The following is an 18,445-nucleotide window of genomic DNA, read 5'->3' on the forward strand; positions in this document are numbered from 1 at the left end:
GCACCAGTCACACCGGTTACCCCAGTTGATCCTGTTGCTCCAGTAGCTCCAGTCGTTCCTGTTCCCGTGGCACCAGTCACACCGGTTACACCTGTAGATCCTATTGCGCCCGTTATACCCGTGGTTCCGGTCGCACCCGTGCTGCCTACAGACCCTGTAGAACCTGTTACTCCTGTTGTTCCCGTTATTCCAGGATCGCCCGTTGTACCCGTTAAACCCGTCGCGCCGGTGGCTCCTGTTACACCTGTTGATCCCGTAACTCCTGTAACTCCTGTTACCCCGGTGGCTCCTGTTGCGCCGGTTACACCTGTAGATCCTGTTGTTCCCGTTATTCCAGGATCGCCCGTCGTACCCGTTAAACCCGTCGCGCCGGTAGCTCCGATTCCCGTTGCGCCTGTCGCACCAGTTACACCTGTAGATCCTGTTGCTCCAGTCGTTCCTGTTCCTGTGGCACCAGTCACACCGGTCACCCCAGTAATTCCCGTTACACCAGTGGCGCCAGTAGCCCCTGTTCCCGTTGCACCTGTGACACCGGTTATTCCAGTAGAGCCCGTCGCTCCCGTTGCGCCTGTCGTTCCGGTTACACCCGTAGATCCTGTTGCACCAGTAGCTCCTGTTCCGCTGGCTCCGGTGGCTCCGATTCCCGTTGCGCCTGTCGCACCAGTTATACCTGTAGATCCTATTGCGCCCGTTGTACCTGTGGTTCCGGTCGCACCCGTGCTGCCTACAGACCCTGTAGAACCTGTTACTCCTGTTGTTCCCGTTGTTCCCGTTATTCCAGGATCGCCCGTCGTACCCGTTGAACCCGTCGCGCCGGTGGCTCCAGTCATCCCTGTTCCCGTTACGCCGGTGTCTCCTGTTACACCTGTTGAACCCGTTATTCCTATTGCACCAGTAACACCAGTGGTACCTGTAGATCCCGTAACTCCTGTTGCTCCTGTTACACCAGTGGCGCCAGTAGCCCCTGTTCCCGTTGCACCTGTGACACCGGTTACCCCAGTAATCCCCGTTACACCAGTGGTGCCAGTAGCCCCTGTTCCCGTTGCGCCTGTCGTTCCGGTTACACCCGTAGATCCTGTTGCACCAGTAGCTCCAGTCGTTCCCGTTCCTGTTGTCCCTGTCGCACCGCTTCCCCCAGTAATCCCCGTTACACCAGTGGTGCCAGTAGCCCCTGTTCCCGTTGCACCTGTGACACCAGTTACTCCACTAGAGCCCGTCGCTCCCGTGGATCCGGTTGTTCCTGTTCCCGTTGCGCCTGTCGTTCCGGTTACCCCAGTAGATCCTGTTGCACCAGTAGCTCCAGTAGCTCCAGTCGTTCCCGTTCCTGTTGTCCCTGTCGCACCGGTTCCCCCAGTAATCCCCGTTACACCAGTGGTGCCAGTAGCCCCTGTTCCCGTTGCGCCAGTCGTTCCGGTTATACCCGTAGATCCTGTTGCGCCAGTTGCTCCGGTTCCACCGGTATCTCCTGTTGTTCCCGTTATTCCAGAATCGCCCGTCGTACCCGTTAAACCCGTCGCGCCGGTGGCTCCAGTCATCCCTGTTCCCGTTACGCCGGTGTCTCCTGTTACACCTGTTGATCCCGTAACTCCTGTAACTCCTGTTACCCCAGTGGCGCCTGTTGCGCCGGTTACCCCAGTTGAACCCATCGCGCCGGTGACTCCAGTTGTTCCTGTTCCGGTGTCTCCTGTCGCACCAGTTACACCTGTAGATCCTGTTGCGCCCGTTATACCTGTGGTTCCGGTCGCACCCGTGCTGCCTACAGAACCTGTAGCACCTGTTACTCCGGTTCCACCGGTATCTCCTGTTGTTCCCGTTATTCCAGGATCCCCCGTTGTACCCGTCGCTCCGGTGACTCCAGTCGTTCCAGTTCCCGTTACGCCGGTGTCTCCTGTTACTCCTGCGCTTCCGATAGCTCCGGTGGCCCCTGTAATCCCAGTCACACCTGTGGTACCTGTAACTCCTGTTACCCCAGTTGCACCTGTCGGACCAGTTGCGCCCGTCGATCCAGTCGTTCCTATTCCTGTTGCACCTGATGCACCAGTGACTCCCGTTGAGCCTGTAGCCCCTGTCAATCCACTGACTCCTGTAGCTCCCGTTGTCCCGGTTGTTCCTATGGTCCCATTGGCTCCTAACAACTCTGATGATACGATACGATGAGGCGTTACAAGCTGTCCTGAAGAATTTTTTCCCCAAACTGAAATTTCTATCTGCTGTTCTGCTAAACCACTTGTTGTAAAGACAAATTCAAATACATCCAGATCCGCAAAATAATCTTTCCTTATTGCTTGATTTGGATTTACACTAATTAATTCGAGTACATATTCCGTTCTAGTCCCGTTTAGGTAATAACCCTGAATCAAGATAATTGCATTAGTGGCCACATTTCTATTATCAATATTGATGGTCAGCTGTTGTGTTGGTCTTACACCATTGACCGGATTATTCTCAATCGGTCCAGTTGATAAAATAGTCATTATTCCCTCCCCTTTGTACGTTTTTTAGAAACAGGAGAGATATCTACATTCCTTATATACTAATACTTCTCTGACTCCTATAGACCGACAATTTTAATTGCCTGGTCTTCCTTTTCCCTGTGCCACATATTTTTGTCCATACATGGTATACTTTTATTTTTCAAGAGTGTGAACAGTTGAAGACAGTTCCGCTTATAAATTTTCTCCTGCAACATTCAAAATGCTCAATTTATTCATCCGACTCTTTGTTTATTTTTATAAACCACCAAGCGTCATTTGAAGATAACCAAAGTAGGGATGAACGCGATGGATATTAGATATTAAAGTAATCTGGCTGTTAGTTTAACTTCGCCCTCGATTGCGCATCTACTTTAATTTCTCATTCTAACTATGGAATGGCAGGTAAAATAGCGACATCTCATTGTTTGTTACGGAGCTACAATCCCCCATGACTCATAGTAATGATACGAAAAAGGAATCCATTTCTCTTTGGACTTTTTCATTTTAGCCTCAATAGTTCCAGTTCTATAGGAATAATCTCCGGTCTGCCATTCAACAGAATATTTAACTTTGAATTTATCGATCCCTTCCCAAGTTAGCGCTCCAGCAACTGCACCATGAGCTTTCTCAATTAGCTCAGTACGCTCTTTTTTATTACCAAAGAAATTATCGTTTAATTCACGAAGTTGAACATAAACTCTCTTCCGTCTAAAATCTTGACATAGGGACCAACTCTAGCAACTAGCTGATCCCCGTATTTCTAAATGGAAATGTTTCCTCCAAAAAAAGATACGATGAAAATAAATAATACTTAATTAGATACTATAAATGCCCAATTTGTTTCGATATTATTAAGTTATCATGCACATGAATAAAACCTCCTATTAGAACAATTTTCTAGTTTGCTTCTAATAGGAGGTTTAGACATATCTATAGAATACTCAGCACGTCAGTTGAATAAAAGCAGCCGATTACATTTGATCTGCTGCTTTCTTGGTTTTATTAAACTAACGTTACCCGTTAGTTTAATCATATACATGCAATCTCAACTACCTGTGTACGGATTATTATTTACATACCCGAAAAACGTCATCTTTCCATTCTCGTTTTCAGCAATACTGTATGGTTGCATCTGGTCACAATATCTGCGTGCAAATAAGCCTTCGCCAACTGGATAAATCTCAATATGAAGATTTCCGACGAATCTCGTAAACTATAATTTTCCGTTCCTCATGTTTTGTTGGATATTCTACATTAATATGATAAATTAACCATCGGTCAATAGATCGAATTCAATTTTTAATATTCTATTGACTCTCCCCGTTCAAGACAGGAACATATCCAGAGCATAAAGCTCAACGTCCACCAAATTTTTACGAGGCAAACATTTGGCCCCCCCCCAAGTGCTTTCCTTTTTTTCTTAGCGTTAGCAAAACATTCAGCCTTTGTTTGCTTAATGGAATTACTTTCCTCTTCCGTAAGCCACCTAAGTATCTGTAGCACAAAATCCATAACAAGCTGCCCGATCCCCTCGAACTCCTGGTACTTCCACTGCCATCAAGCCAGAATGGATATGTTTAGCAGTAGCTTCACGATGAACACACCAGCTCAGCCAAATAGCCCCCGGCCTTATCCTTAAAAAATCGTCGTACAGATTACGCTTCGCATCACATAAGTTGCCAATGACTCGACCGTATGGACGTAACTTCTTTGGTGAAATGAACAAACTATGAATTCATCAGTTATCAGATAGAGACTCATGCTACGGCCATGAGTCTCTTATATGCACAAAAAACTGGAATTTGTCCGGTTTAAATCCCTTATATATTCCCGTAGAATTAAATTCACAACAATACAAAAATATATAAATTATCCCATATATTTATATATATTTTTTTGTATGAAAGAGGGTGATACAAGAAAATTATTTGCCCAAAATAAGATCTAGGCTTTCTTATTCAGGTTGATAAAATTTCGTTTTAGAGGAGAGTGTACGTTTTGTTATTCAAATTGAAGAAGTCAATTAGTGTTCTTTTGGCCCTCCTGACTGCCCTGCCGCTGATATTAACTCCAATTCAGGCTTCGGCTGCCAGCGATGTTACTGTAAACTTGTCTTCTCAAAAGCAGCTTATCAAGGGATTTGGGGGAATCAATCATCCGGCCTGGATAGGAGATTTGACACCATCGCAAAGAGATACAGCATTTGGTAATGGACAAAATCAGCTGGGTTTTTCAATTTTGCGTGTCTATATTGATGATAATAAAAACAATTGGTATAAAGAATTGCCTACCGCAAAACGAGCGATTGAACAAGGGGCAATCGTCTTTGCGTCACCATGGAATCCTCCAAGTGATATGGTGGAGACATTCAATCGTAATGGGGACACCACGGCCAAGCGACTTAAATACGATAAATATGCTGCGTATTCACAGCATCTTAATGACTTTGTTTCTTACATGAAATCCAACGGTGTTAATCTCTATGCAATCTCCGTACAAAATGAACCGGATTATGCGCATGATTGGACGTGGTGGACGCCTCAAGAAATGCTTCGATTCATGAAAGATTATGCAGGCTCCATTACAGGAGCGAAAGTAATGGCGCCAGAATCCTTCTCCTACCTAAAAGAAATGTCAGATCCCATACTGAATGATCCTCAAGCTTTAGCAAACATGGACATTTTGGGTGCACATACGTATGGTACACAATTTAACAATTTCCCTTACCCACTTTTTAAACAAAAAGGTGCAGGAAAGGAACTTTGGATGTCAGAGGTATATTACCCTAATAGTAACGCAAACTCAGCAGATAATTGGCCAGAGGCGCTGGATGTCTCCTATCACATCCATAATGCCATGGTAGAAGCAGATTTCCAGGCTTATGTATGGTGGTATATTCGTAGACAGTACGGTCCCATGAAAGAAGATGGCACCATAAGCAAACGTGGATATAACATGGCGCATTTTTCCAAGTTTGTTCGACCAGGCTTTGTAAGAGTTGAAGCGACGAAAAATCCGGATACCCAGACGTTTATCTCTGCTTACAAAGGAGACAACAAGGTGGTTATCGTAGCAATCAACCGAGGTACTTCCGCCGTAAACCAAAAATTTGTATTGCAGAACGGGAATGCCTCAACCGTATCTTCCTGGATTACGGACAGCACTAGAAATCTGGCAACCGGCTCTTCGATAAACGTCACTGGCAATTCCTTTACTGCTCAACTTCCTGCCCAGAGTGTTACCACATTCACAGCTCCATTAAAATAGTAACATGTCCGATCGCCTCACACTTTTCCTTGCATAAATGTTGATGTCCTCATATTAAAATCGTACCGCAAATAAACGCAAAACCCTTGAGACAACTTCCAATGATATTCATTGGGAGTTGTCTTCATATGAATGGTCAAAACCAGAATAAAAGACAAAAGCGCTCCCCTGTCTAAAACACAATAGGAGTGCTCTTGTCTTTTTGTTCTTGTCTATTTCTTGAACATGAACTCGTTATAGGCTTTTCCTTCCACTCCTTTTAATATTGAAAAATTAATTTGGAATATTGATACAGATCGTTCTTCCATACAGGCCAATCATGTCCACCGCTTTCCTCATACCAAATATGAGGTACTTCGTGTTGTGTCAAATAACCGTGCAACTGTTCGCTGATTTGCTTGAGGTTATCTTGGTCACCGCAGGACAACCAGAGCAAACGGAGAAGCGATGACGCTTCTGATGGATTCGGGAGGAGCAGCTCCGGGGCTTTGGTGTTTGGAGCTGCGGAGAACGCACCGATCCAGGCAAAATGGTTCAGATTGTTCAATCCGATATTTAAAGACTGGCCTCCGCCCATGGACAAACCTGCAATTGCCCGGTTCTCCCTTTTCGTCCGTACATGGTAATTCGATTCAATAAAAGGAATTAAATCGTGAAGTAAATCGGATTCAAACGTCTCGAATGCTTTTATTTTCTCAGGATCAAACAGATCTCCCTCAGCCCTGTCGTTTGGCATTGCGCGACCATTAGGAAATACGACAATCATCGGCTCAAGCTTTTTATCGTCGTACAGATTATCGAGAATCACTTGTGGATTGGCATGATTATGCCACTCGGCTTCGTCTCCACCGATCCCATGCAAAAGGTAGAGGACGTTATACGTATACTCAATGGAATATCCGGGTGGAGTATACACCATTGTTTTGCGCGAGTTCCCAACGGTTGCCGAGAAATATTCCACCATTTCCATGTTGCCGTGTAGTATGTTTTCCCTGTACTGGTCATACCCTTCTGGTGCTGTAGTTATCATCATATTCTCCCCTTCCAACATGCTTCTTTTGTTGCTGCTAAACAGGATGTTGTGACTAATCAACATAACCAAATCCCAGAATCGTAAATCGTTTGCCCTCGTGGCCTTCAGCCATCTCAATCTCCACCGTGTGCTCTCTGGAATGCTTTTCATCGTACAGGATTACGGCATGGCAGTGTGTCCAGTTCACTTGATGCGGATCGGCTGTCTTCATCAGTGTTCCGTCCACTCTAATATTCGCGGTTCCAAAATCCGCCCTTCCGGAATCCTTGAACACCAGAATAAGGCGCTTGCTCCGGAGGATCAGCTTAAAGCTGTCTTTACCCGCTACGTTCTGCCCCGTATGCATCCAGTTATTAGGAAATAGCGGTGTACTGTGTGCATGATCATCCATCTCTGTCAGTTGCAGATCGGTATCCGTCTCCCGAAACCCACCCGCCTCAATCCGGGCGATCCTGTCGCCATTCAGACGATCAAGCAGCTTCGTGTCAACAAAGGCATTTCCGAGCAGCGGTGGCTTTTCATTCGCGTTATCTTCCTCATCCGGGGCGGATCGATCCGTTACGTCGAACAACCAGCCCAGACAGTCGGCCATAATATGATGTCCGGCATTGGTCGGATGGTAGATGTCATGGAAAAATTGCTTTTTGGTAATGACATTGCCCTGTTCCTTCGTCCACTGGAATTGCTCCACCACAGCATCTTTTACACTCACCATAGGCAGATCATAATGCCAGCCAACAGGAGTCAGGCGATCCTGAAGATTCCAGTCATTCTCAAACACACTGAACAGCAGAATGACGGCTGGTTTGTTGTTAGCGCCAAGTGCCTTGAGCACCAGGCTCTCGTAACAAATGCCTTTGGTCTCATCGTCTGCATCATTGACGGCAAACTCCACAATGACAATATCAGGCTGGACTGTCCCGTCCCGCAGCACATCCCGATCATAGCGGACAATGCCCAGCTGTGAGGGAGTGCCGCCTACGCCTGCCTTGATCAGACGAATCGGACTGTCATCCGATGGAGCGAACATATGCTTGAAAATTTCATGCGAGCGATAGGCGTAACAATTCAGATGAAGAGGAACGGCGCCTGCGCCGTGGGTAATCGAGCCGCCAATGTAAGCGATGGTGACCGGCTCGCCGCGTTTTGCTTTTTCAATAGCAGCCTTCAATCTAGTGTTGTTTCCTTTGTTCAATAGAGATTTACCAATCATATCACGATAAGCCTGTGACTCGGGATCAACCGGCGGCTCATTCCCAGCTTCAGCAACCCCAACAGGGTCACACGGTGCCGTCGGACCTTCCTTTTCATTTGCCGAATCCGCTGAATTGTTGAGCATGGACATCCATCATCCTTTCCATCAACAAAGGGTTTAATTGGGTTACTGAAGCATATTATGAAGCACGCTAATAAACTTCAGGTATACTCCAAAAGCCTTGCTTAAATTTGCTAAGCCGGGCTTTTGGAGATACATCTTAATTGTTAACTGCGACAAATTTCCATTGCTGATTGGTTGCGTTTGTAAAACCGTTTTGCTGTAATTTGGCACCGTCTGCAGTTGAGGAGCCTGCGACCTCTATGGCCTTATTGCTGTTGACGTTTATAATACTCCAATAGCCATTGCCCAGATCGTTGATTTTAAAATGCTGCGCGGTGGTATTCAAATTGCTCATGAGCTGTACTGCCTCTCCATTGTTACTGGTGCCATTACGAATGTCGATGACCTTATCGGGCGAATTTACACTCGTCAAACTGTAAATTCCACTAGCAATCTGGGTCAGGACCCACTTTTGAGGATTGCCACCCAAATCAGACCATTGCTGAAGCTGCAAATTGCTCTCATTTACCCCACCCGGTACATCAATAACCTTACTCGAATGTCTAGCCACGATCTTGTAGGTTGCCCCCGGCGTCAATCCGGTTGATGGAGTGCCACTGTTCGGGTAAGACTGTGCCCGTTCATAGAACCATTCGAACAGGAAACGTCCCATCGCGCTCCGTGAAGCATCACCGTCCCATTTTAGGCCTGCCGTCGGATCGGCAAAGGAGCTTCGTTCCCCAGCATCCAAAATGAAGCCGTTCATATGTGCTGCAATGCTGACATTGCCTGCCGCGTTGAAAATAGTCTTCGTATTGTTGCCGAAGCCTTCATTGCTGCCATTGAACAGATTCCAGTATTCGGAATCGCCTGCTTTTGTTTTGAACCACGTGACTTCGGTGATGTTAATCGGATATTTATCAGCCGCAGCCTTCACATTCGTATTCCACTGATCTTGCAGAATGGACATGTTGTCATGCGCTCCGTACCCCGGATACCAGTGAACGGCATAGCCGTAATTGTTCAGTGGATCTGTTAAAGGATGGCTTGCTGTCAGACTATAGAATTGGTTGTACCCCAAACCAGCGGCCCAGATAACATTATCCGCGCCTTGGCTGCGGATGGTCGAGATGATGGAGTTCTGAAAATTGCGCAGATCATTCCAGTGATCCACAAAGTCGTTCTCGCCGTTGTAGCCGCCCCAATGTCCGTTAGCGTACGATTTAACTGGCTCATTGATCAGCTCAAAGTGTACGTTGTCTGCGCTTTTAATTTCCGGGCGAGAAGCGAGATAACCCCAGATTTGATTGAACTTTTGCAGATTGGCTGTGGTCGTAGCTTGATCATCCTTCAATGTGAAGTCAAGTCCGAGTGTAACATAGACGCCTTTCGTTTTTGCATATTGGATATAAGGGATAATGACGTTCTGCGTTACAGTTTGTACACCAGCAAAATTATAAGTGCCTGCTGCTACGTCTCCCATGTCCTCGCGGTCAATGAACAGACGAATCTGATTCATATTCCAGCCGTGGCTGCTTCCGTATTTAGGACTTGTACTTGTAAATGTATCGGTAATGTCTTTCAGATAAGCCAATGTAGCGGCATGGCGGTTGTTGCCGTTTCGAGTGAGATAATAGTTGCTGTTCTGGTAGGTCCAGTAGGCTCCTGAGGGCTGATGCCAGCCACTCATTACGACGGGTTGGTTACTGCTGTTCACTAGATTTTTCCCACTGACGTGAAGCTTGCCCATAGGCATGCCAACCCACGCGTCCGCGCGACCCGATCCGAGTGGCGTGATGGACAGCAGCAAAGCCAGAATGAGCATAAATTTACAGTAATTCAACATCTTCTTCAACTTAATCCCTCCTGAGCTTGAATGGTGAAACGTGAAAACAGACGGCATCACCTCCTTCACTGAACTATATTGGGCTCGCCTTCGTAGCCCTTCTGATGGAGAAGCATCATCCAACGATGCCCGTGCGTTCAACACTCTCCACGAAATAACGCTGTACAAACAGGTAGATGATGATCAAAGGCAAGATGGCCAGTAAAATCCCGGTATCCTGTATCATGCTTAGATAAAAAGGATCGGCTTTGGATGCACCGTCGCTTACCTGCTGGGCCAAATTATACGGTAGCGAGGACAGCTGGGTGGACATCACTTTGCTGGACGTCAGATAGGTTGTCGTATAGAAGCTGTCATTCCATTGCCACACGAAGGAAAATAACAGCACCGTAACAATCGAAGGTATCGCATTGGGCAGCATGATGCGTGCAAAAGTGCGGCTGATGCCAGCACCATCAACGTAAGCCGCTTCCTCCACTTCCTTGGGAATGCCTCTGAAAAACTGGCGGAAGATGAAAATATACAGCCCTGCCTTGAGCGAATTGGCCGTTATGGCAGTCAGAATAAACGGCCAGTACGTATTCAGCAGATTTGCGGGTTTGCCAGCGATCAGCGTCATCAGTCCCATCAGATCAAAGCTCTTCAAATTCAGGTACACCGGAATCAGGATGGTCGTTGGCGGAACTAGAATGGTCAGGATGACTCCCGCAAACAACAGATTGCTCCCTTTGAATTTCAAGCGGGCAAACCCGTATCCAGCGAGTGCGCAGGAGAGCGTCGTCAAAATGGTCGTTGTTGCAGACAGTGCAAACGTATTGAGCAAGGTGGCCCAATAATCCATAACACGAATGGCCTGCTTGAAATTCTCGATGGAGAAATTTTGCGGAATCCAGACCACGACGGCCGAATACAGGTCGCTCTTATCCTTGATGGACGTCGATATTTTCTGGAAGATCGGAAACAGGATCACGAAGGAGAGCCCGGTAATCAGCGTGAACCGCACAACGGACCACAGCCAGCTCTTCCACTGCTCAAGTGACAGCAACCTTGATATCATCAACCCGGTCAACCCCCTTTCTAATCTTGATAGAAGACACGTTTGGAGAAAATAAGTGATACGATGACCAGAATGACGGCAATTGCCACGAAGTACACCCACGCCATGGCTGAACTCAGTCCAAAATCAAATTTGACAAAGCCTGTATCACGAATGAGGGTAGTCATAGCATTGTTGGCAAAGGAATCGACAATGGTATAGATCACGTTAACGAAAATAAGTGGGCTGACCATAGGAAACGTAATTTTCCAAAAGGCTTCATACCCCGTAGCCCCTTCCATTTTGGATGCCTCGTACAGCTGGGGCGATATGGTTTGGATGCCTGCCAAAAAGATAAGAATCTGCACGCCTGATTGACTGACGATCTGATAAATGCGATCTACGGCGCCGCTCAGATACATGACAACCCACTCGCCCAGCCCCGCGTCCAGCATCAGGTTTTCGATCTCAAATGTGCCCAGGGCACTGCCACCCATACTGCTCTGGTTAACGGCCTCGATCAGACTGGTGCTTTCCAGTGCCATGATGACGCCTGATGCCAAAATCACCGGCAGAAAAAAGATTGACCGCGCTATGGCCCGCCCCGGAAACTTCTGATTGAGAATGACGGCAAGGAACAGGCTGAATATAACGATGAGCGGCACATTGACGAATACATCCGTTATGGATCCGATCAGCGCTCGGTTGAAGCTGGTATTGACCGTCAGCGCCTGAATATAGTTGGCGAGACCTGTGAACTGGATGGATATGCCCTGCGCGTTCGCCTGAATTGAACTCAGGCTGTAGCGCAGGGAAGCCAGCAGCGGAACAAAGAAGAACAGGACAAAGCCGATAAGCCAGGGAAGCACATAGATCACTCCCCAGGCCGCCTTCTGCTGAGCATAGGTTCGGCGTCCCCACTTTCCTTTCAGTAGCGCTTTCAGAGCTGCTCACCACCTGTCACGTAACTTTTGGCTTCTACGGTTCGGCCTGCTGCCTCCACGGGGAAGTCGTTATAATTCACCAGAGCGAAGCCTCCGTTTTCGTATGTCGTTTGAAATACCCCTTCAGCCAGCTTCTCGTGTGCGACCATGTTCAGCCCGGCGAATGAACGATTGGCCTGATTGACCTCTTCATACATCTCGGCTGCCAGGTCCATCCACTGCTCGTAATGGGCGGCGTACAGATCGTCGTAATCCGTTTCCTTCACGACATGGTTCGGCGCGTTGAACCATGTGAAGTAGGGGCTTGCTCCATACTCAACAAGCTTCAACACATATTGTCTTGCATCGGTATACGTTGACAGATTGTAGGCTGCTCCGGTGTAGCTGATGCCACCGTGAACAACCAGTTGGAAGAACGGAATCTCTTCATCCTCCAGCTTGAAGTGGCTGCTGGACATCGGCGCATCCGTCAACCCCGTCACATATGGCAGCGCATAAGCATTCCCACCCTCCGCCACAAGAGGCATCCCCTGCTGTGTAATTTGCTTCAATGCCTCCGTGACAGCAACTTGCGCTCCGGTTCGGTCCAGCAGTTTTTTCGGATTCATATCGCTATTCAGCTGCTCGGCCAGATCACGCATAGACAAGCCGCCTGTCTCATATGGCTGGAGTGCTTTTAGCATGTCTTCGGTCACATCACCCAGCAGGTTTGGAGAAAGGATATATGCCGGTTGTCGATCCCGGTCACGCCGCTGTGTTGCCGGGTCCATCGGATATAGAACCGCTGGCTCCTGCGTGAGTGTTCGGGAAGCTTCCGAGGAAGGCTTGAAGCCGCTCTTCGCATGCACGTTTAGGACCGCTATATCAGGATAAAAGCCGATCCCGGCCTCACGGGTATAGCCGCTAAATGCCTGCATGCCTTTACGTCCTCCCACCGCCCCATCCACCTTGATGGAATCCGGCAAACGATGAAGGAGTCCTCCGTTGAACCAGCCCGCGTAGCGCACCTGAATGTTGGATACGTGTTTTTCTTTGAGCTCGGACAAGATTTGCTGCGCCTCTTCAAACGTGGTCAACGCCTCATTCGATTCGTAAGGTATACCCAGCAGGTGTTTTTGGGTGGTCATACTGCCGACAAGCTTCAGGTAAAACGGAATGCCCTTTTCTCCCTCAGCCGTTTGCTTCGCCGGAAGGCCGTCCGTCCGGGTTAAATAATCCCGGTACAGAGAGGCAAGACCGGAATAGGACGCATCTTCTGCTCCGGCAAAGGCGTAACGAACGACAAAATCGGATGCCGTCGGCTTCTTCTGGAACTTGGGCAGTGTCCGTACCATGTCGCTCGCCTGAAGCGTCACATCACTTTTGTTCACAACGTAAAAGCTTGGATACACATTGTTGTAGCTATTCAGTTTTCCGCTGATATCCGCATTAACAACGGCTGTAGCCGCACCTTCCTCGATGATGCCCAGGAACGCACCGCCCGAGTGAATCAGTCCGAAAACCGGCAGCCTGGCCTTTTCCTCAGTCGAGTCCACTTCACGAAGCTTCATCGTCAGGTCCGGTCCATACACGTCCTGCTGATAGGCGGGATATTGAACCTTGCCATTGTTGAAATGAATGAGTGCTCCCGAACCGTCGGGTACAAACAGGGAACCTTCTTCGTCCGCTGCACCAGCACCGAAATAATCCAGCACCGATATGCTATTGATCGGATATTGCTCGGGAAAATGAATGCCGGATGCCGGCACGCGTACGACCAGTGTTTCGTCATCCAGCTCGTATTCGATGGATAACATAAACATGCGTGGTCCGCTTTTTTCCTGCTCGATGCCATGCTCGACATTGTCCAGTTCAACGTCCTCTGGTGTGTAACCGGCTGTCTCAAAAGCCTTGAGGGCACGCGTTAGCTGAAGTCCCTGCATCGCCTTGTCGATTCGGACGTAGACGCCTTCGTCCTTGTCCTCGGCATAGCCGACCTTTAAGGCACGCTGCCCGGCCTTATCGAGCGCGGCAAGCAGCTTCTGCTCGAAGCGCTCCTTGCTGATTTTCACAGGCAAATCCTCTATGGAGCTCTCATTACTGCCAAACTGGTAGTTCACCCGAACGCCATTTGGCAATACTTCGTAGCTTATCTGCTGGTGGGCTACACTATCCGTATAGGAGTTAACCGAGCTGCTCTGTCCCAGACTGTTATAAAAGCTGAGCTTGGCCTGCGAAGACAGCAGATCCTTGTTGATGCCCGCCGCAAGCGTATCCAATTTGCGCTCTTCCGGATTGCTGCGCCAGATCTGCCCGCTCTGCTTGTGAATCACCGCAATCTCGGCTGTCTCTTCCTGGATGAACAGCTGCAGCGCTTCATTCTGGGCAAGCCCGATCATGCCCGGAAGACGTGTATCGTTGAAGGATGAGGCCAGCTTCTCTCCGGGCGGCAGCGCAGGCACTTCCGCTTGTTCACCCGAGCTCGCAGACATCCTGGGTTCAGGCATGGAAGCGGGCTGATACCCGCCAAGAAGCAGGCCGAATACGAGCAGGATCGCGATCATTTTTTTAGCCACGTACAAATTCATCTCCATTCTCCTTCCTTAGCCCCGGAGTACAAGTTCCTGATAGATGGTGGCTGCAAAGGACACAATCTGCTGCACCAGACTGAAGAACAGCAGGCAGAGAAATGCCATGAAGGCCATGGCAACCAACGTCAGAAGCATGGTCAGCACCGTTTTGGCGGGTGAGTATTGATGCACCGTCATATTGCCGACAAATAACAGGTATACCGTCCAGGCCGTGGCAGCCATGTTAAAGAAATAATAAAAGGCGGTTTCCTGCCCGGAAATGATCAGGCTGAGCCAAATCCAAGGAAACTGAATCAAAATCAGCGGAACCAGTGCAAAACACGTGGACATGAAAATTTCCGAGAATTTGCCCTCTCCGTCCATAAGCGTGGTGAGCGACCAGTTCGCTGTACACCAGAACAGCACCGGAACAATGACATAGACCATTTCCAGCAGGCTGTTCAATCGTTTCGGGTTATTGAAATTAACCAGGAAGCCGCTGTATTGGGCCTGAAGGATCGTTGTTATTGTCAACAAACCCAAAATGACCAATGCGATCATCAGCGTTGTTCTCTGATTTCGCTCGTATTTCAGCTCCCAATACCCGTCAAACGGATGAAATATGAGATGCAGCGGATATTGGATCAGCTGTCTACTTGATACCTGCATTCGTTGTCCCCCTTCTCTGTCTGCGAACGATGGTCACGGTTACCAGCACGGCAACAATCAGAAATAATCCCGACATGATCCATGAGAAATGCTCGCGGAGCAGCTCTTTGCGAAACAGGAGAAACGCTTTGGAATACCCTTCCCGCTCCATGCTTCGCTTAAAATATTGCGCAGATTCTGCATAATCCTTCTGACGCAGCAGCGCTTTTCCGATGCCTGCGTAGGCGTATTCAAGATTGGCATTCATATCTGCCGCTTTCGCAAAGCTTGCCGCAGATCCTTCCTCGTCTCCGTTGAAATAGCTTCGCACCGCTTCATGCAGTGTGCGTCCATATTCTGTCGTTTGAAATACGGTGATCTCGCCCAGTGCTTTGTCCAGCACAAGTATGCGGTCTCCTGCACGCTCCAGCGAAACAGGAGTGTTGAATTGTCCCAACCGGTTGCCGATGCCTCCGAACATGTGGAGCAAATATCCATCTCCGTTATAGGTAAACACTCGCCCCATCTTGGCATCAAGCACGGAATACATATCGCTGTCCCCCACGTCCACATCAACCAGCCGGGAAGGCCCTTTCTCATTGGTGTACAACAAATCCCCCTGCGGCGGATAGTAGCCTTCCCTTCTCAGGATGTCCGCGCCCTGCGCATTCAGTTTCTTAATCGGTAATCCCTTCTGGTCCCCGCTCGTTGCATAGATGAATCCTTCTTCGTCAATGTCCATATTGGTGAACTCGGTTGGTGTGAACATGACCATCTGGCTGCGCTGTTGACGGGTTGCGAATCGTTTCCAAAGATACTCCACCGGGTCGACCGATACCCTGTTGGCTCCGATAAACGAGGCAAAGGAACCGTCGGAATTAAACTCCATGAAGCCGTCAAAAACACCTTCAGCCATGACGTAAATCCGTTCGCCTTTATCCATAACAACCCGGAGCGGCTTGAATTGAAAGTCCGCTTTCAGCAGGTCGGATTGCGGCTGCTCCACAATTTTGATCAACTGCCCCTGCTCATCCAGATGAACCACCCGCTGATGATCCGAATCCGCAACGAGCAGCTGCCCATTGTCTGATACATACAATCCCTGCGGATTTTTGAAATAATCCTTCTGTCCGTCATGATCAAATGAATCGATAACTCGTCTCAGCTTCAATTCCCGATCCAGCTCGACGATTCGGCTGTTGCCCGAATCCAGCACGTAAACTCGCTCATCGGCTGTGACATGCATGTCGTTTGGTTCTTTGAATGTGCCAATCTTCAGCTCGGTGCCCGTCACTATTCGGGTCGCCTCATACGCGGCAGGAGAGCGAACCGCTTCTCCCCAGTAGGAGTAGTTGTACGCATCCGTCTGACCATCGGCAAAAGCCGTTGCCCCCGCATTTCCCAAGCACAGGAGGCAGGCAAGGCCCATCGTGAGCCATCCGCATTTTTTCCACATGTTTTTCAATATGTTGCTGCCCCCCTTCTACTCTTTCATACCGGAAGTTGCCATCGTCTGCATGACACTGCTCTGGGAGATGATGAACAGGACGATCGGCACGATCATGAGCAGAAGCGCTACCGCAGCGCCGACGCCTGCACGGGCAATTCCTCCCTGGATAATTTGACTGAGCGCATAGTGCAGTGTTTTCAGATTTTCACTGTAAATGAAGCTTCCGCCATCGGTTCCCCACAGCGCCGGAAACTGCAAAATCATAAGCGTGAGCCAGGCTGGCTTCACATTAGGCATTACGATACTCCAGAATATCCGGTATTCGTTGGCCCCGTCGATTTTTGCGGCCTCCAGCAGCGCATCCGGTATTTGCTCCATGAACTGCTTCATCAGGAAGAGTCCCAGGGAAAAGGCGAGTGAAGGCACAATAATGGAGGCATGTGTGTTGATCCATCCTAGCCAGGACATCACCATGTAGTTCGGAATCGCCGTGACATGTGGTGAGAACATCAGGGACAGAATGACGATGGTAAACAGCACCTTTGAACCGGGAAACCGGTATTTGGCCAGCGGGTACGCGGCTGCGGAAGCCAGCAGAATATGGCCTGCCGTTCCGAGCAGCGTAATAATCAGCGTATTGGCAATGTATCTGGTTAAAGGAACCCAGGAGTTACCCATCAGATTGATCAGGTCTGCAAAATTTTCTGTCGTCGGATTGTTCACCCAAAAGCGCGGTGGAAAAATAAACAGCTCATCCAGCGGTTTGAAGGCATTGTTAACCGTGTAGATCAGCGGCAATACCATGAATGACCCAAACAGAGCCAGCAGTGCAAACAACATCAGGCTGACGGTAAATGACCGATTCAGTTTTCTGGACATGCCGAAGACGGCGCGTACCTTGCTGGTCATTGTCATTCACCTATCTTTCTCAGCATTTTTTGTGTCAGTATGTTCGTTCCGAGCATCATGGCGAACAAAACAGTCGCAATGGCGGACGCATAGCCCATCTCGAAACGGATGGTGCCGTAGTCCATCAGATGTGTTACGACGGTATGTGCCGCATAGTTGACGCTTGGAAAGCCAGCCAGCGCGATGGAGATTTCGGCGACAGCGAACGAGGCTGTAATTTGCATCACTGCGCCGAACATAAGCTGCGGTCTCATGGAAGGCAGTGTAATGTACCATAGCTCCTGCCAGCGGTTTTTGATGCCATCCACAGTGCCCGCTTCAACCAACGATTGGTCGATGGTCTGGAGGCCCGCAATAAAGGCGAGGAAGCTCGTGCCAAGGCTGAGCCACAGCTGTACGAGGATGACGATCGCCAGCACGTACTTCTCGTTTGCAAGCCACAGGATCGGCTCCAGAATAACGCCGAGGCGCATCAGAAAGCCGTTCATATATCCATAGCTGTCTCCCGAAAAAATGATCAGCCAGATGAAAAAAACGTTGCCTGAAATGGAAGGTGCATAGAACACAAGCGTCATGATGGCCCGAATTTTGGGCGACAGCTCGTTGATGATCCACGCAAACAAAAAGCAGGCAATATAGCTGACTGGACCCGTAATAACGGCAAATAGCAGCGTATTTTTAAGGGCGATTAAAAAAACATCGTCGTTCAGGAACAGCCGCGAGTAATTTTGCCAGCCGACAAATCGGGGCAGCTCCAGCATATTGAAGTGAAAAAAACTGAGGCCCAGCGAGAGTCCGACCGGAATGACCGTAAACAAGAAAAAGATCAGCATAAACGGTGCCATCAGTACGTAATAGTGTCTGCTTAGGTACAAATCCCTTTTCAAAAGGGACCACCTGCTCGCTTGCCTGGCGTTGATGGCAGGCGCAGCGGGTGTCTTGGTGATTTCTGCCTGCAACCGTTACCCTCC

The 18,445-nt window shown here is 48.8% G+C and carries 12 protein-coding genes; 1 reads left to right on the plus strand and 11 read right to left on the minus strand.

Annotated features, from left to right (window positions below):
• Nucleotides 1-2,474 (minus strand): collagen-like triple helix repeat-containing protein (locus BLV50_RS33660; RefSeq protein WP_218135370.1); only part of this gene is annotated, 2,474 nt, incomplete at its 3' end.
• Nucleotides 2,475-4,472: 1,998 nt separating this feature from the next.
• On the opposite strand from BLV50_RS33660, the gene BLV50_RS06965 reads away from it, so the two are divergent.
• The gene (locus BLV50_RS06965; RefSeq protein ID WP_063567972.1) at nucleotides 4,473-5,741 is read left to right on the plus strand and encodes a glucuronoarabinoxylan endo-1,4-beta-xylanase XynC; all 1,269 of its coding nucleotides are present in this window, start codon (nucleotides 4,473-4,475) and stop codon (nucleotides 5,739-5,741) included.
• 259 nt (nucleotides 5,742-6,000) lie between these two features.
• On the opposite strand, the gene BLV50_RS06970 is transcribed toward BLV50_RS06965, so the two are convergent.
• The 10 genes from BLV50_RS06970 to BLV50_RS07015 all read right to left on the minus strand — a co-directional run bounded on the left by BLV50_RS06970 (nucleotide 6,001) and on the right by BLV50_RS07015 (nucleotide 18,433).
• Entirely contained in the window at nucleotides 6,001-6,771 is a 771-nt protein-coding gene (locus tag BLV50_RS06970) for an alpha/beta hydrolase (protein WP_063567979.1), read from the minus strand.
• A 55-nt stretch (nucleotides 6,772-6,826) separates the two neighbouring features.
• Nucleotides 6,827-8,119 carry an SGNH/GDSL hydrolase family protein gene (locus tag BLV50_RS06975; RefSeq protein ID WP_371129223.1) on the minus strand — a complete coding sequence of 431 codons (1,293 nt, stop codon included), beginning with the start codon at nucleotides 8,117-8,119 and terminating at the stop codon, nucleotides 6,827-6,829.
• 130 nt (nucleotides 8,120-8,249) lie between these two features.
• Nucleotides 8,250-9,938 (minus strand): RICIN domain-containing protein, encoded by a 1,689-nt coding sequence (locus tag BLV50_RS06980; RefSeq protein ID WP_256337934.1) that lies wholly within the window; start codon nucleotides 9,936-9,938, stop codon nucleotides 8,250-8,252.
• A gap of 115 nt (nucleotides 9,939-10,053) precedes the next feature.
• Nucleotides 10,054-10,998, minus strand: coding sequence for a carbohydrate ABC transporter permease (locus BLV50_RS06985; protein WP_090806673.1), 945 nt, complete (start codon nucleotides 10,996-10,998; stop codon nucleotides 10,054-10,056).
• Between the two features lie 17 nt (nucleotides 10,999-11,015).
• Complete coding sequence (locus tag BLV50_RS06990; RefSeq protein ID WP_063567969.1) at nucleotides 11,016-11,918, minus strand: carbohydrate ABC transporter permease; 903 nt, start codon at nucleotides 11,916-11,918, stop codon at nucleotides 11,016-11,018.
• Nucleotides 11,915-14,473 carry a DUF5696 domain-containing protein gene (locus BLV50_RS06995; RefSeq protein ID WP_256337877.1) on the minus strand — a complete coding sequence of 853 codons (2,559 nt, stop codon included), beginning with the start codon at nucleotides 14,471-14,473 and terminating at the stop codon, nucleotides 11,915-11,917. Before BLV50_RS06995 ends, BLV50_RS06990 begins: the two co-directional genes overlap by 4 nt.
• A gap of 27 nt (nucleotides 14,474-14,500) precedes the next feature.
• The gene (locus tag BLV50_RS07000) at nucleotides 14,501-15,136 is read right to left on the minus strand and encodes a Yip1 family protein (RefSeq protein WP_072733035.1); all 636 of its coding nucleotides are present in this window, start codon (nucleotides 15,134-15,136) and stop codon (nucleotides 14,501-14,503) included.
• Nucleotides 15,120-16,571 (minus strand): SMP-30/gluconolactonase/LRE family protein, encoded by a 1,452-nt coding sequence (locus BLV50_RS07005; protein WP_371129234.1) that lies wholly within the window; start codon nucleotides 16,569-16,571, stop codon nucleotides 15,120-15,122. Before BLV50_RS07005 ends, BLV50_RS07000 begins: the two co-directional genes overlap by 17 nt.
• 27 nt (nucleotides 16,572-16,598) lie before the next feature.
• Nucleotides 16,599-17,474, minus strand: coding sequence for a carbohydrate ABC transporter permease (locus BLV50_RS07010; protein ID WP_063567966.1), 876 nt, complete (start codon nucleotides 17,472-17,474; stop codon nucleotides 16,599-16,601).
• 2 nt (nucleotides 17,475-17,476) lie between these two features.
• Nucleotides 17,477-18,433 carry a carbohydrate ABC transporter permease gene (locus BLV50_RS07015; protein WP_063567965.1) on the minus strand — a complete coding sequence of 319 codons (957 nt, stop codon included), beginning with the start codon at nucleotides 18,431-18,433 and terminating at the stop codon, nucleotides 17,477-17,479.
• Nucleotides 18,434-18,445 lie beyond the last annotated feature (12 nt).

Origin of the sequence: Paenibacillus sp. 276b, from assembly GCF_900107875.1 — a bacterium.
GTDB classification, from domain to species: Bacteria; Bacillota; Bacilli; order Paenibacillales; family Paenibacillaceae; genus Paenibacillus; species Paenibacillus marchantiae.

What these genes read in the sequence shown, in the direction of transcription:
- BLV50_RS06970 (WP_063567979.1), bottom strand. Translation starts at nt 6,771, where the DNA reads ATGATAACTACAGCACCAGAAGGGTATGACCAGTACAGGGAAAACATA.
- BLV50_RS06975 (WP_371129223.1), bottom strand. Translation starts at nt 8,119, where the DNA reads ATGTCCATGCTCAACAATTCAGCGGATTCGGCAAATGAAAAGGAAGGT.
- BLV50_RS06980 (WP_256337934.1), bottom strand. Translation starts at nt 9,938, where the DNA reads ATGTTGAATTACTGTAAATTTATGCTCATTCTGGCTTTGCTGCTGTCC.
- BLV50_RS07000 (WP_072733035.1), bottom strand. Translation starts at nt 15,136, where the DNA reads ATGCAGGTATCAAGTAGACAGCTGATCCAATATCCGCTGCATCTCATA.
- BLV50_RS07005 (WP_371129234.1), bottom strand. Translation starts at nt 16,571, where the DNA reads ATGTGGAAAAAATGCGGATGGCTCACGATGGGCCTTGCCTGCCTCCTG.
- BLV50_RS07010 (WP_063567966.1), bottom strand. Translation starts at nt 17,474, where the DNA reads ATGACCAGCAAGGTACGCGCCGTCTTCGGCATGTCCAGAAAACTGAAT.